Origin of the sequence: Thermomonas haemolytica, assembly GCF_004346265.1 — a bacterium.
GTDB classification, from domain to species: Bacteria; Pseudomonadota; Gammaproteobacteria; order Xanthomonadales; family Xanthomonadaceae; genus Thermomonas; species Thermomonas haemolytica.
Map to the genome: position 1 here is coordinate 496,979 of NZ_SMAP01000001.1, position 12,986 is coordinate 509,964.

Sequence of the window (12,986 nt, forward strand, 5' to 3'; positions counted from 1 at the left end):
ATGAACCTCGAATGGCTGGGCGTGGTCGCGGCCACCTGCACCACGCTGTCGTTCGTGCCGCAGGCGGTCAAGACCATCCGCACCCGCGAGACCCACGGCATCTCGCTGTGGATGTACGTGGTGTTCACCTTCGGCGTGGCCTGCTGGTTCGGCTACGGGCTGTTCCTGCACTCGTGGCCGATGATCGTCTCCAACCTGGTCACGTTCGCGCTTGCGGCCACGATCCTGGTGCTGAAGCTGCGCTACGGCTGAACGCACGCGCCGCCAGCAGCCACCAGCCGAACCAGAGCAGGAACGCCAGCCGCTGGGCCAGCCCGACCCAGGCCCCGATCGGCGCCAGCACCGCCAGCCACGGCACCAGCAGCGCGGCCGCCACGCCGGCGACGGCGAATCCGCGCCCGCGCCCACCTGCAAGCGCCAGCAGCAGCGCGCCGGGCGCGAAGGCGATCCACCACAGCATCCACGCCAGCGCGTGCAGCCGGTTGGCGAGCGCATCCAGCGTGCGCATGTCCAGCGGCAGCAGCCCCTGTGCGGCGAACGCGAGCGCCGAGCCCTGCATCAGGGTCAGCCCGATCCTCGCCGGCCACCCCGCCCGCGCCAGCGCCGGCCGCAGCCCCTGCGCCGCCAGCAGCAGCGCCAGCCCGGGCAGCACGAAGGCCCCCGCGTTGAACAGCCACGCCCCCGGCAACCCGCTGGCACCGCGCAGCGCCAGCGGATGGATGCGGTGCGAATACTCGGGTACGCCGAAATCGGCCAGCAGCAGCGCTGCCAGGAACGAGGCCGATGCCAGCCAGGGCCATGCCTGCTTGAATGGGCTTTGCATGCCCCCATGCTAAGGACATTTCCTTCACCACTCCACGACTGCCCGACGCCCCATGACCGACGCCGCCAAGCCCCATGTGTTCGACGCCACCGCCGCCCGCTTCGAGGAGGAGGTGATCCGCAAGTCGCTGCAGACGCCCGTGCTGGTCGATTTCTGGGCGAGCTGGTGTGGGCCGTGCAAGACCCTGGGGCCGACCCTCGAGAAGCTGGCCGCCGACTACCACGGCGCGTTCGTGCTGGCGAAGGTGGACGTGGACAAGGAGCAGGAGCTGGCCGCCGCGTTCCAGATCCGCTCGGTGCCCACGGTCATGCTGGTGAAGGACGGGCAGCTGGTGGATGGCTTCCCGGGTGCGCTGCCGGAGGGCCAGCTGCGCGAGTTCCTCAAGCACCACGGGATCACGCCGGCCGCGGCCCCAGCCGAGGTGGCCGCGCCCGCCCCCGCGCCGCCGCTGGATCCGCATGCCGAGGTGATGCGCCTGCGCAAGGCGATCGAGGCCGCACCGGACGATGCCGGGCTCAAGCTCGACCTGGCGCTGGCGCTGCTGCAGACCGGCGCCGCCACCGAGGCCGAACAGCTGCTGGACGCGCTGCCCGCCAACCTCGCCACCGACGACCGCGCGGTCAAGGCGCGCGCGCGCCTGGGCTTTGCCGCGCTGCTCAAGGACGCGCCGCCGGCGGAAGTGCTGCAGGCCGCGATCGCCGCCAATCCGGACGATCTGCGCGCGCGCCATCTGCTGGGCGTGCGCCAGCTGGTGGGCGGCGAGGCCGAGGCCGGGCTGGCGCAGTTCATCGAGATGCTGCGCCGCGACCGCAACTATGGCGACGGTCTGGCGCGCAAGAGCCTGATCGACGCCTTCCGCATCCTCGACGACGAGGACCTGGTGGGCCGGGTGCGCCGGCAGATGTCGGCCATCCTGCTGGCCTGACGCGGCCGGGCCAGCGCAGCTTCCTCCGGGAGCCAACTTTTCCCGTACGCATGCGTATGGGATCATGTGCACCCAACCCCGCGCCTTTCCACGCCGCATGCACCACCGCCTGTTCCGCCATGGGATCAACCTGTGGCCGCCGTTCCTGTTCACCGGCATCCACCTGACCGCGCTGTCGGCGGACTACACCCGCGCGCGGGTCGAGCTGCGCCTGCGCCCGTGGAACCGCAACTACGTGGGCACGCACTTCGGCGGCAGCCTGTTCGCGATGACCGATCCATTCTGGATGCTGATGGTGCTGCACCACCTCGGCCGCGAGCATAGGGTCTGGGACAAGGCCGGCGAGATCGAATTCGTGAAGCCGGGGCGCGGCGTGGTGCGGACGGATTTCATCCTCACCCCGGCGGACCTCGACGACCTGCGCACGCGTGCCGCCGGCGGCGCCAAGGTGCTGCGCTGGTTCGAGAACGACGTGGTGGATGCCGACGGCGAGGTGGTCGCGCGCGTCCGCAAGCAGCTCTACGTGCGTCGCAAACCGGGACGCTGACCCGTTCCCCCGGCCCTGCCCGCCGTCGTATGCTCCGGCGGATTCGGGGAGGCGAACGACACCGTGACGGACAAGACCCAACCCAGCATCCCGGGCTACCGCATCCTGCGGGTGATCGGCCATGGTGGCATGTCCACCGTGTATCTGGCCGAGCAGCTGTCGCTGGAGCGCAAGGTGGCGCTGAAGGTGATGCTGGCCGAGGCGCTCACCGACGAGATCAGCCGCGCGCGCTTCGAGAACGAGGCGCGCATCATCGCGCGCCTGGAGCATCCCAACATCGTGGGGATCTTCGAAGTCGGGCGCACCGGCGACGGCCTGCCGTTCTACGCGATGCCCTACCTGTCGCACGGGCATCTGGCCCAGCGCAAGCTGGCCGGCGACCAGCCGAAGGTGGCCGCGATCCTGCGCAGCCTGCTGCAGGCGCTGGACTACGCGCATGTGCGCGGGGTGGTGCATCGCGACGTCAAGGCCGAGAACGTGCTGTTCGACGAGAACGAACGGCCGATGCTGGCGGATTTCGGGATCGCCCTGCGCCGCGGCAACAACCCGCGCCTGACCACCGCCGGGCTGGCCGTGGGCAGCACCGCCTACATGCCGCCGGAACAGGCGCGCGGGCAGGAGGTGGACCGCCGCGCCGATGTCTACAGCCTCGGCGTGCTGACCTGGGAAATGCTGATGGGCCGCCTGCCGTATGCCGCTGGCGATGCGCTCACCATGGCGCTCAAACATGTGCAGGAGCCCATCCCGCGCCTGCCCGCCGTGCTCCGGCATTGGCAGGGCTTCATCGACCGCGCGATGGCCAAGCAGCCGGGCGAACGCTTTGCCAGCGCCAACGAGATGCTGGCCGCGCTGGACGAGGTGGAACGCCGCGCCGGGCGCGCCTTCGCGGCGGTGGAAATCCCGGCCGATGCGCTGCCCGCGACGGATGCCCCGCCGCCCGCACGCTGGCGCCGGCCGGCGCTGCTGGGCGGCGCGGCCATCGCGCTGGCGCTGGTGCTGGGCTATGCCTATCTGCAGCGCACGCCGGCAGGCACCGCCGCCGCAAGTGCAAGCGCCACTGCTCCCATCGACGGCCCGCAGGCAACGGCAACGGAAGCAACCGCTGCCCCCGCGGCCGAAGCATCCGCCGCGCCCGCACTCGCCGCCACCGCGCCCGCGGAGGATGCGCAGGATTTCGGCCTGCGCGCCTACATCGCCAATGCCGAACAGCAGCTGCGCGCCGGCCAGCTGCTGGCACCGCCCAATGCCAATGCCTGGGCCAGCGTGGAGGCCGCCTGGCTGGCCAATCCCACCCATCCGGAAACGCTGCGCCTGACCGCCCTGCTGTTCGATGCGCTGGCCGAGGCCGCCGACCGCGCCCTGCGCAACGACGACGCGGCCGGCGCACGGCTGGCGTTCCAGCGCGCGCAGACCCTGGACAAGCGCCGTGGCGGCACCGGCGCGGCGATCGCGCAGCTGCGCCAGCGCCTGGGCGCGACCCTGGACGACCGCATCACCCTGCTGCTGGCCAAGCCGGCCACCCGCGCCGACGCCAGCCGCCTGTATGCCGCCACCACGCCCTGGCTGGAGCTCGAACCGGCCCGCGCGCGCAGCCTGCAGACGCGCTTGAATGCGCTGGCCGCGAACGAGCGCGGCACGGCCGAGAATGGTAAGGACGCGGCCGCGGAGACACCGAAGCAGGCCGCCGCCGCGCCCGAGCTGGTCACCGTCAGCCGCGCCGACTACGCCCGCTTCGCCAGCGCCACCGGCCGCGAGGCCGCCGAGTGCGGGCGCGGGTTCCTCGGCCGCAAGCTGCGCTGGGACAACCTGCTGGGCGGCGAGCGCCGGCCGGTGGCCTGCGTGTCCGCCGCCGACGCGCTGGCGTATGCGGCCTGGCAGGGCGCACAGGACGGCCACCGCTACCGCCTGCCCAGCGCCGGCGAACTGCAGGGCCAGCCTGCGACCCCGGCCAGCTGGCTGTCGCTGTGCGCCGACCACGCCTGCACCCAGCGCATGGCCAGCGGCAAGCCGCAGCCACTCGACGCCGGCCGCGGCTACGACGATGTCGGCATCCGCCTGGTGCGCGGCGGCTGAGGCTCAGTCCGCCCAGCGCTGCTGGATCTCGTGCAGCGCCGGCGCCAGCGGCAGGAAGCATTCCACCAGCGCCGGGTCGAAGTGGCGGCCCGCCTGCTGGCGCAGGTGCTCCAACGCCTGTTCGAACGACCATGCCTGCTTGTACGGACGGCGCGAGGTCAGTGCATCGAACACGTCGGCGATCGCCACGATCCTGGCCTCCAGCGGGATGGCCTCGCCGGACAAGCCGGCCGGATAGCCGCTGCCATCCCATTTCTCGTGGTGGGCCAAGGCCACCAAGCGCGCCAGCCGCAGCACCCCCGATGGATGCTCGCCGATGATCTCCGCGCCGATCTGCGGGTGCCGGCGCATGATCTCCCACTCTTCGGCATCCAGCGGCCCGGGCTTGCGCAGCACGGCATCGGGGATACCGATCTTGCCGACGTCGTGCATCGGCGCGGCATTCAGCAGGTCGTCCGCCCACGCCTGGCCGCAGCCCGCCGCCAGCGCCAGCCGCTGGGCATAATGGCTCATGCGGATCACGTGCATGCCGGTCTCGTTGTCTTTGTACTCCGCCGCGCGGCCCAGCATCTGCACGATCTGCAGGCGCGAATCGCGCAGCTCCTCCATCCGCACCAGCGACAGGTGGGTACGCACCCGCGCGCGCACCACCGGCGCGCTGACCGGCTTGGTGATGTAGTCCACCGCGCCGGCCTCCAGCCCGCCGGCCTCGTCGCTGGCGTCGGCCAACGCGGTGACAAAGATCACCGGGATCGCGGCGGTGGCCGGGTCCTGCTTCAGCGCGGCGCAGACCGCGTGCCCGTCCATCCCCGGCATCATCACGTCCAGCAGCACCAGGCGCGGCTGCTGCGTGCGCGCCAGTTGCAGCGCCCGCGCACCATCGGTGGCGAACAGCAGCCGGTAATCGGCCTCCAGCACCCGCCGCAGGACCTGCAGGTTGGTCGGCTCGTCGTCCACCAGCAGCAGGCACGGACGCCCGTCTTCGCTCATCTCCAGCATCATGGCTCGCTCCGCAGTGAGGCACGCAGCGCCTGAAGCGCGGCCTGCGCGGCCTCGAAATCGAACCCGTCCAGCGCCTCCTGCACCGCGGCTGGCAGCCCGCCCTGCAGCGCCTGCGCCAGGCGCGCCAGCGCCGCATCGGGCAACTCGCCGCGCTGCAATGCAGGCAGCGCCGCATCGATCGCCGCGCAGGCCGCGTCCGGATCGTGCGCGGCCGCCTCGACCGTGAAGGGCCTCTCGGGCTCGCCAAGCGCCTCCTGCACCTCGCGCCAGGCCGGGCCGATGCGGGCCAGCCCCTGCGCGATGGCACCGGCATCCCCGGCGCGCGCCGCGTTTTCCAGCATTTCCAGCGCCGCTTGCAGTTGCCGCAGGGCAAGGTTCCCGGCGGCACCGCGCAGGCGGTGGGCCAGCGCCGCCAGCGCGGCTGGATCGTCCTGCGCGGCCTGCAGCCGGGCCGGCGCCTGCGCCTGCTCGCGCAGGAATCCGGCCAGCGCCTGTTGCAGCAGCGCCCGTGAACCCCAGCGGCGCACCCCGGCGTCCCAATCCACCGCCGCGGGGGCGCCTGCTGCCTGCGCGCCCGCGGATGCCGGCCGATCCTCGCCACGCTCGTGCAGCCCCAGCACCCGCGCGATTTCGGTGCGCAGCCGCGGAAGCTCCAGCGGCTTGTGCGCGAAGCCGTCCATGCCGGCCGCCAGTGCACGCTCGCGGTCGTGCTCCAGCACGCTGGCGGAGAGCGCGATGATCGGCAGCCGCGGCAGGCCATCGCGCTCCTCGCGCATACGGATCCGGCGCGCCACCTCGAACCCGTCGATGCCTGGCATCTGCAGGTCCAGCAGCAGCAGGTCGAAACGCTGGCGCGCATGCGCGGCAAGCGCCGCCTCGCCACTGTCGGCCAGCACCAGGCGCTGGCCTTCGCGCCCGAGCGTGACCTGCAGCAGCTCGAGGTTGGCAGGCACGTCGTCCACCGCCAGGATGTCCAGCGCGGGCAAGCCCGCCACGCTCGCCTGCGGTTCGGCCCGTAGCCGCGGCGCCGCCACCACCGGCAGCGGCAGGTACACGCTGAAGGTGGAGCCTTCTCCCGGCTGGCTGCGCACCTCGATCCGGCCGCCCATCAGCTCGACCAGCTGGCGCGCGATGGTGGTCCCCAGCCCGGTGCCGCCGAACCGGCGCGCGGTGGACGCATCGGCCTGCGCGAACGGGGCGAACACGGTGTCCAGCGCCGCCGCATCCATGCCGATGCCGGTGTCGGACACCTCCAGCTTCCACTCGCCGCCGGCATGCCCCACCCGCAGCACCACCTCGCCACGCTCGGTGAACTTGATGGCATTGCCCAGCAGGTTGAGCAGCACCTGCTGCACGCGCAGGGCGTCGCCGCGGGTGTGCGCGGGCAGCTGCGGCGGGTACTCCAGGCGCAGCGCCAGGCCCTTGCGGGTGGCCGCGATGCGCAGCGTGTCCAGGGTTTGCACGCAGACCGCGCGCAGGTCGAACTCCAGCGACTCCAGGGCCAGCGCGCCCTTGTCCAGCTTGGCGGTATCCAGCACGTCGTTGAGCAGGCGCAGCAGCGAGCGCGCGGCGTTCTGCACGGTCTGCAAATGGCGGCGCTGGTCGGCCTCCAGCGGCGAATCCAGCAGCACCTCGGTGAAGCCGAGGATGGCGTTCATCGGGGTGCGGATCTCGTGGCTCATGTTGGCCAGGAAACTGGCGCGGGCCGCGGCCGCCTGCTCGGCATGCTCCTTGGCGGTGCGCAGGTCCTGCTCCATCGCCCGCCGTTCGCTCAGGTCGGTGGCGAACTTGATGATCCTCGACACCCGTCCCTCGGCGTCGAACACCGGGTTGTAGGTCGCCTGAATCCAGACCAGGCGCCCGCCCTTGCCCACCCGTTGGAACTCGCCGGAGCGGAAGTTCCCGTGCGCCAGATCCAGCCAGAACTGGCGGTATTCGACGCTGGCGGCGTAGTCCGGGGTGCAGAACACGGCATGGTGGCGGCCGACGATTTCGTCCAGCCGATAGCCCATCAGGGCAAGGAAATTCGCATTGGCGGTGATGATCCGCCCGTCGAGGTCGAATTCGGCAGCGGCCATCGAGCGATCCAGCGCCTGCACCACGCCGACGAATTCGGCCTGGCGCGCCTTGGCCTCGGTGATGTCCAGGGCGACGCCGTCGATCCAGCGCACCACGCCGTGCTCGTCGGCCACCCCGCGCCCGTTCTCGGAGATCCAGCGCACCTCGCCGGCGCGGGTGCGGATGCGGTATTCGATCTGGTAGGGCCGCCCTGCGCCCACCGCCTGCGCGATCTCGCCGGGCACGCGGCGCCCATCCTCGGGGTGCACGACCTCCGTGAAACTGATGCGCCCGGCGATGAAGTCCGCCTCGCGCCAGCCGGTCAGGGCTTCCACCGCGTCGCTGATGAACAGCATCGGGCGGTCCTCCTGGTTCAGGCTGCGGAACGCGATCCCGGGCAGGTTCGCCACCAGCGATTGCAGCTGCGCCTGGTCCTGCTGGCGTTCGCGCTCCAGCGCCTTGCGCTCGGACAGGTCCACCAGGAAGCCGACGAACAGCGGCTCGTCCGGATGCTCGATGCGGCCCACCGCCAGCCGCATCGGGAAGACGGTGCCGTCGCGCCGGCGGGCCTCCACCTCGCGCCCGGTGCCGATCACCGCCGTGTGCCCAGTCTGCAGGTGCCGCCGCAGGTAGCCGTCGTGCGCGGAACGATGCGGCTCCGGCATCAGCATGTGCACGTTGCGGCCGATCACCTCGTCGGCGCGCCACCCGAACATCCGCTCGGCCGCGGGATTGAACGACAGGATGATGCCGCGCCCGTCGATCACGACGATACCGTCCACCGCGGTCGCGGTGACCGCGCGCAGGCGCGATTCGCTGCGCTGGATGTCGTGGAACATCCGGCGATAGCGCAGACTGACGTTCACCGCGATCCCGAGCAGGCCCAGGCCCACGGTGACCACGACGATCACCAGCGCCAGGGTGGCTTGCAGCGGCCGCCCGGCCTGCTGCGCCTCCAGCAGCGCGATCGGCTGCACGAAGCGCAGGGCCGCCATCCCGGTGTAGTGCATCCCCGCGATCGCCAGGCCCATCACGCCCCCGGCGAGCAGGGTGGTCGCCCCCGCACCGAGGTGCAGATGCCTACGCAGGCCGAAGCGTACCCACAGCGCCAGCATCGCCAGCAGCACCGCCACTACGATCGACAGTGCGAACATGGCGGGGTCGTAGCGCATCATCGGCGCCCACACCGAGGCGGACATACCGAGGTAGTGCATCGCGCCGATCCCGGCACCCATCAGCACACCACCAAACAGCAGGACGCCGGGGCCGACCCGCTCACGCACCAGCAGGCGCAGCGCGACCCAGGACGCGGCCAGGCTCGGCAGCACCGACAGCGCTGTCACCAGCGGATCGAAGCTGGCCTGCCCGCATACGGCGAACGCCAGCATGCCCACGTAATGCATGGCCCACACGCCGGAGCCCAGCGCCAATGCGCCGGAACCGAGCGCCAGCTGGCGCATGCCGCGGCTTTTCGCGGCCTTCGCCAGCCCGGCCAAGTGCAGGGCGATGGCGGAGGTGCCGATCGACACCAGCACCGACAGCGCGACCAGCCACGGATCGTGGTCGCGCCACAACAGTGGATCGCTTGGCAGCCCGGCGGCGAAGAAGGCTTCCAGCCGCGGGCCGCCCGCCATCCCAAGCCAGCGCAGTGCATCGAAGGCTGCCGTCATCCCGGACGCCACCTCAGCGCAGCCGGAACCGCGCGACCTGCTCGTCCAGGCCGCGGGCCTGCTGGGCAAGCCCTTGCGCGGCCGCGCTGGCCTCTTCCACCAGCGCGGCGTTCTGCTGGGTACCCTCGTCCATCTGGGTGATGGCCTGGTTCACCTGCTCGATCCCGCTGCTCTGCTCCTGCGAGGCGGCGCTGATGTCGGCCATGATGTCGGTGACGCGCTTGACGCTGCTGACGATCTCGCCCATGGTCTTGCCGGCCTGGTCCACCAGCGCGCTGCCTTCCTCCACCTTCAGCACCGAATCGGTGATCAGCTGCTTGATCTCCTTGGCCGCGCCCGCGCTGCGCTGGGCGAGCGAGCGCACCTCGGCGGCCACCACCGCGAAGCCGCGGCCCTGCTCGCCGGCGCGCGCGGCTTCCACCGCCGCATTGAGCGCCAGGATGTTGGTCTGGAAGGCGATGCCGTCGATCACGCCGATGATGTCCGCGATCCGGCGCGAGGCGGTCTGGATGTCGCCCATCGTGCTGACCACCTTCTGCACCACCTCGCCGCCGGACTCGGCCACGCCGGCCGCGCCGATCGCCAGCTGGTTGGCCTGGCGCGCGTTGTCGGCGTTCTGCTTGACGGTGGAGGTGAGCTCTTCCATCGACGAAGCGGTTTCCTCCAGCGAGGCCGCCTGCTGCTCGGTGCGCATCGACAGGTCGGCGTTGCCCGCCGCGATCTCGCCGGCGGCGGCGCTGATCGCCGCCACCGCGTCGCGGATCTCGCCGACCATCGCGGCGAGCCGGGCCACGGTGTGGTTGGCGCTGTCGGCCATGCGCCCGAACGCACCCTGCAGCCGCGCCCGCACCTGTCGGGTGAGGTCGCCGTCGGCCAGCGCCTGCAGCACCTGCTGGATCTCGGCGATCGCCGCGTCCAGCCCGTCCAGCATGGCGTTGAGGTTGCGGGCCAGTTGCAGATGGAAGCCGCGCTTGCCGGCCTCGTCGATGCGGCGATCGAGCTCGCCGCGCACCGCGTCCTCCACCACCTGCGCGATCTCGCGTTCGATCGCCAGGTCGGCGGTGCGGTCCTTCCACTCGAACACGTGGCCGATCGCGCGCCCGCCGTCGTCCAGCACCGGGGTGATGCCCACGTCGAAGGTGTACGGCCCCAGCACCAGGGTCTCCGCATGCGGCGCGCGCAGCGCCGGCAGCAGGCCGCGCCAGTGCGACGGATCGGGATGGAACCCGGTGACATCGGCCCCCACCACCTGGGCGACGCGGAAACCCGGCAGGCTGTCCGCCAGCACCGGCGCGGCTGCCGCGAAACCTTCGCGCAGGGCGCGGTTGGCGAACACCACGCTGCCCTCGGCATCGGTGACCAGCACGCTGGCGGCCGCCACCTCCAGCGCCTCGGACACGCGCCGGGTGCGCGCGCCCTCGCGGCGCATCTCTTCCACCTGGAACCCGAGCCGGATCTGCATGCTCTTGATGCCCAGCAGGACGCGTCCGATCTCGTCGTTGCGCGATACGTCGATCTGGCCGGTGAACACGTCGCTGGCCATCTCCCGCAGCGCGCGCCGGGCGGCATTGCTGCGCCCCACCACGTCGCGCGACAGCCACCAGGCCGAGTACAGCGCGAACGCCAGGCCCGCCGCCAGCAGCCACAGGTCGGTGCCGGCGCCGCCGCCCTGCCGCCACAGCAGCAGGCCGGCCAGGCCCGGGCCGAACAGCGCCAGCAGGAACAGGCGCACGGTCAGGTTCAGCTTCCACAGCGGGTTCCAGCGCTCCCAGAACGGCACCTGGACCACCCGGCCGTTGCGGATCTCCGCGTGCTTCAAGCGGCCTGCGCGCAGGGCGGCGTAATCGCGCTCGGCCTCGGCCACCTGTTCGCGGCTTGGTTTGCGCCGCACCGACATGTAGCCGGTGGCCTTGCCGTCGGCATCCAGTAGCGGGGTGACGTGCGCCTGCACCCAGTAGTGGTCGCCGTTCTTGCAGCGGTTCTTGACCATGCCCACCCACGGCAGGCCGCGCTTGAGGTGGCTCCACAGATCCGCGAACGCCTCCGGCGGCATGTCCGGATGGCGGATGACGTTGTGCGGCTGGCCGATCAGCTCGGCCTCGGTGTAGCCGCTGATTTCGCAGAAATAGCCGTTGATGTAGGTGATGATGCCGCGCAGATCGGTGCGCGAGACGATCGACTCGCCGTCGCGCAGCAGCACTTCGCGGCCGGTCACCGGGCGGCTGCGCAGCTCGCCGCGCGGAAGCGAGCGCGGCGCAGCAGGCACCTGCGCGATGGGGTCTGGGCTGGACATGATGGCCGGCACGGTAGGGAGTCTTGGTGGTTATCGGCCCCGCCGACCCGCGCTTGACCCCCGGCAAGCCGGTAAACTGCGCCCATGCCATCCCCCACCCTCTCCCAACGCCTGCAGCGCCTGTTCCTGACCGGCCTGCTTACCCTGCTGCCGCTCTGGCTGACCTGGGCGGTGTTGAAATTCGTGTTCGGCCTGCTGGGCAGCCTCAGCAAGCCGCTGGTGGAACCGGGCCTGCAGGAGCTGGCCGCAGGCAACCCGCGCACCTTCGGCTGGCTGGTGGAACCCTGGGTGCAAAGTGGGATCGCGCTGGTGGCCACGGTCGCGTTCATCCTGCTGGCCGGCTGGCTGGCGCGCCGGGTGGTGGGCCAGCGCCTGCTGCGCTGGATGGAGGCGCTGGTGGCGCGCATCCCGCTGGCCAATACCGTGTATGGCAGCGCGCGCAAGCTGCTGGACATCCTGCAGACCAAGCCGGACGGCACCCAGCGGGTGGTGCTGGTGGACTTCCCGCACAACCAGATGAAGTCGATCGGCTTCGTCACCCGGGTCATGCGCGAGCAGGGCACCGGCCGCGAGCTGGCGGCGGTGTACGTGCCGACCACCCCCAACCCGACTTCCGGCTACCTGGAGATCGTGCCGGTGGAGAAGATCACCCCCACCGACTGGACGGTGGACCAGGCGATGGGCTTCATCATCAGCGGCGGCGCGGTGGCGCCCGAGCACATCCCGTTCACCCCGCCCGGGCAGGCGTCCTGACCCATGCGCCAGCTCGACGACCGCGCGGTACGGCTGTTCATCGCGCTGGCCGCGTTCTTCTGCGCCAACGCGGTGCTGGCCGAGTTCATCGGGGTCAAGATCTTCTCGCTGGAGGGCACCCTCGGGATCGCCCCGGTGCATTGGCGGCTGCTGGGCGAAGGCGGCACCCTGGACTTCACCGCCGGCACCGTGATCTGGCCGATCGTGTTCATCATGACCGACACGGTCAACGAGTACTTCGGCAAGCGCGGGGTGCGCCTGATCAGCTGGCTGGCGGCAGGCCTGGTGGCCTACGCCTTCCTGTTCGCCTACATCGCCATCCAGCTCGCGCCGGCCAGCTGGTGGGTGGGCAGCGCCCAGAACCAGGGCGTGCCGGACTACCAGGCCGCGTTCTCCGCGATCTTCGGCCAGGGCATGTGGATCACGGTCGGCTCGCTGACCGCCTTCCTGATCGGCCAGCTGGTGGACATCCACACCTTCCACCACATCCGCCGCCGCACCGGCGAGCGCCACGCCTGGCTGCGCGCCACCGGTTCCACCGCGGTCTCGCAGCTGGTGGACAGCTTCGTGGTGCTCTACATCGCCTTCGTGCTGGGCCCGCAGCACTGGCCGACCTCGCTGTTCCTGGCGGTGGCCTCGCTGAACTACGCCTACAAGATGCTGGCGGCGGTGGCGCTGATCCCGCTGCTGTACCTGGCCCGCGCCGGCATCCACCGCTACCTCGGCGAGGCGCGCGCGCAGGAATTGATCCGGCAGGCCGCCGCCGATCCGGCGCAGCCGCCGCACACCTTCCCGCTGGACTGACCGGGCCCGGGGCCTGCGCCGCATTGCCCGCACCCCGC

At 71.4% G+C, this 12,986-nt stretch carries 8 protein-coding genes and 2 pseudogenes; 6 read left to right on the top strand and 4 right to left on the bottom strand.

Annotated elements, in window-relative coordinates:
* Positions 1-252: a SemiSWEET transporter gene (locus tag EDC34_RS02330; RefSeq protein WP_114959224.1), complete on the top strand. Its 252-nt coding sequence runs from the start codon at positions 1-3 to the stop codon at positions 250-252.
* Here the strand turns inward: EDC34_RS02330 and EDC34_RS02335 are convergent.
* A complete protein-coding gene (locus EDC34_RS02335) occupies positions 200-823 on the bottom strand; it encodes a DUF998 domain-containing protein (RefSeq protein ID WP_114959225.1) in 624 nt (207 codons plus the stop codon). The genes EDC34_RS02330 and EDC34_RS02335 overlap by 53 nt on opposite strands.
* A 46-nt stretch (positions 824-869) precedes the next feature.
* On the opposite strand from EDC34_RS02335, the pseudogene trxA reads away from it, so the two are divergent.
* The 3 genes and pseudogenes from trxA to EDC34_RS02350 all read left to right on the top strand — a co-directional run.
* Positions 870-1,748 (top strand): annotated as a pseudogene (gene trxA, locus EDC34_RS02340) (thioredoxin); the annotation flags it as partial.
* A 97-nt stretch (positions 1,749-1,845) separates the two neighbouring features.
* Positions 1,846-2,295, top strand: a complete 450-nt coding sequence (locus EDC34_RS02345) for a DUF4442 domain-containing protein (RefSeq protein WP_114959227.1) — start codon at positions 1,846-1,848, stop codon at positions 2,293-2,295.
* A gap of 63 nt (positions 2,296-2,358) precedes the next feature.
* Positions 2,359-4,368: a serine/threonine-protein kinase gene (locus EDC34_RS02350; protein WP_114959228.1), complete on the top strand. Its 2,010-nt coding sequence runs from the start codon at positions 2,359-2,361 to the stop codon at positions 4,366-4,368.
* Between the two features lie 3 nt (positions 4,369-4,371).
* Here the strand turns inward: EDC34_RS02350 and EDC34_RS02355 are convergent, their stop codons facing one another.
* The 3 genes and pseudogenes from EDC34_RS02355 to EDC34_RS12430 form a co-directional block, all read right to left on the bottom strand.
* Positions 4,372-5,370, bottom strand: a complete 999-nt coding sequence (locus EDC34_RS02355; protein ID WP_240311034.1) for a response regulator — start codon at positions 5,368-5,370, stop codon at positions 4,372-4,374.
* Positions 5,367-9,098 carry a PAS domain S-box protein gene (locus tag EDC34_RS02360; RefSeq protein WP_205388026.1) on the bottom strand — a complete coding sequence of 1,244 codons (3,732 nt, stop codon included), beginning with the start codon at positions 9,096-9,098 and terminating at the stop codon, positions 5,367-5,369. The genes EDC34_RS02355 and EDC34_RS02360 overlap by 4 nt, the downstream gene beginning before the upstream one ends.
* A 19-nt stretch (positions 9,099-9,117) precedes the next feature.
* Positions 9,118-11,391 (bottom strand): annotated as a pseudogene (locus tag EDC34_RS12430) (methyl-accepting chemotaxis protein); the annotation flags it as partial.
* Between the two features lie 84 nt (positions 11,392-11,475).
* Here EDC34_RS12430 and EDC34_RS02380 point away from each other — a divergent pair.
* Both EDC34_RS02380 and EDC34_RS02385 read left to right on the top strand, forming a co-directional pair.
* A complete protein-coding gene (locus EDC34_RS02380) occupies positions 11,476-12,144 on the top strand; it encodes a DUF502 domain-containing protein (protein WP_114959230.1) in 669 nt (222 codons plus the stop codon).
* Between the two features lie 3 nt (positions 12,145-12,147).
* On the top strand, positions 12,148-12,948 hold the full coding sequence (locus EDC34_RS02385; protein WP_114959231.1) for a queuosine precursor transporter: 801 nt from the start codon (positions 12,148-12,150) through the stop codon (positions 12,946-12,948).
* The last annotated feature ends 38 nt before the right edge of the window (positions 12,949-12,986 follow it).

Bases quoted from the DNA above. Each gene is read 5' to 3' on its own strand.
- EDC34_RS02335 (WP_114959225.1), bottom strand. From the start codon at position 823: ATGCAAAGCCCATTCAAGCAGGCATGGCCCTGGCTGGCATCGGCCTCG.
- EDC34_RS02355 (WP_240311034.1), bottom strand. From the start codon at position 5,370: ATGATGCTGGAGATGAGCGAAGACGGGCGTCCGTGCCTGCTGCTGGTG.
- EDC34_RS02330 (WP_114959224.1), top strand. From the start codon at position 1: ATGAACCTCGAATGGCTGGGCGTGGTCGCGGCCACCTGCACCACGCTG.
- EDC34_RS02345 (WP_114959227.1), top strand. From the start codon at position 1,846: ATGCACCACCGCCTGTTCCGCCATGGGATCAACCTGTGGCCGCCGTTC.
- EDC34_RS02385 (WP_114959231.1), top strand. From the start codon at position 12,148: ATGCGCCAGCTCGACGACCGCGCGGTACGGCTGTTCATCGCGCTGGCC.
- EDC34_RS02380 (WP_114959230.1), top strand. From the start codon at position 11,476: ATGCCATCCCCCACCCTCTCCCAACGCCTGCAGCGCCTGTTCCTGACC.
- EDC34_RS02360 (WP_205388026.1), bottom strand. From the start codon at position 9,098: ATGACGGCAGCCTTCGATGCACTGCGCTGGCTTGGGATGGCGGGCGGC.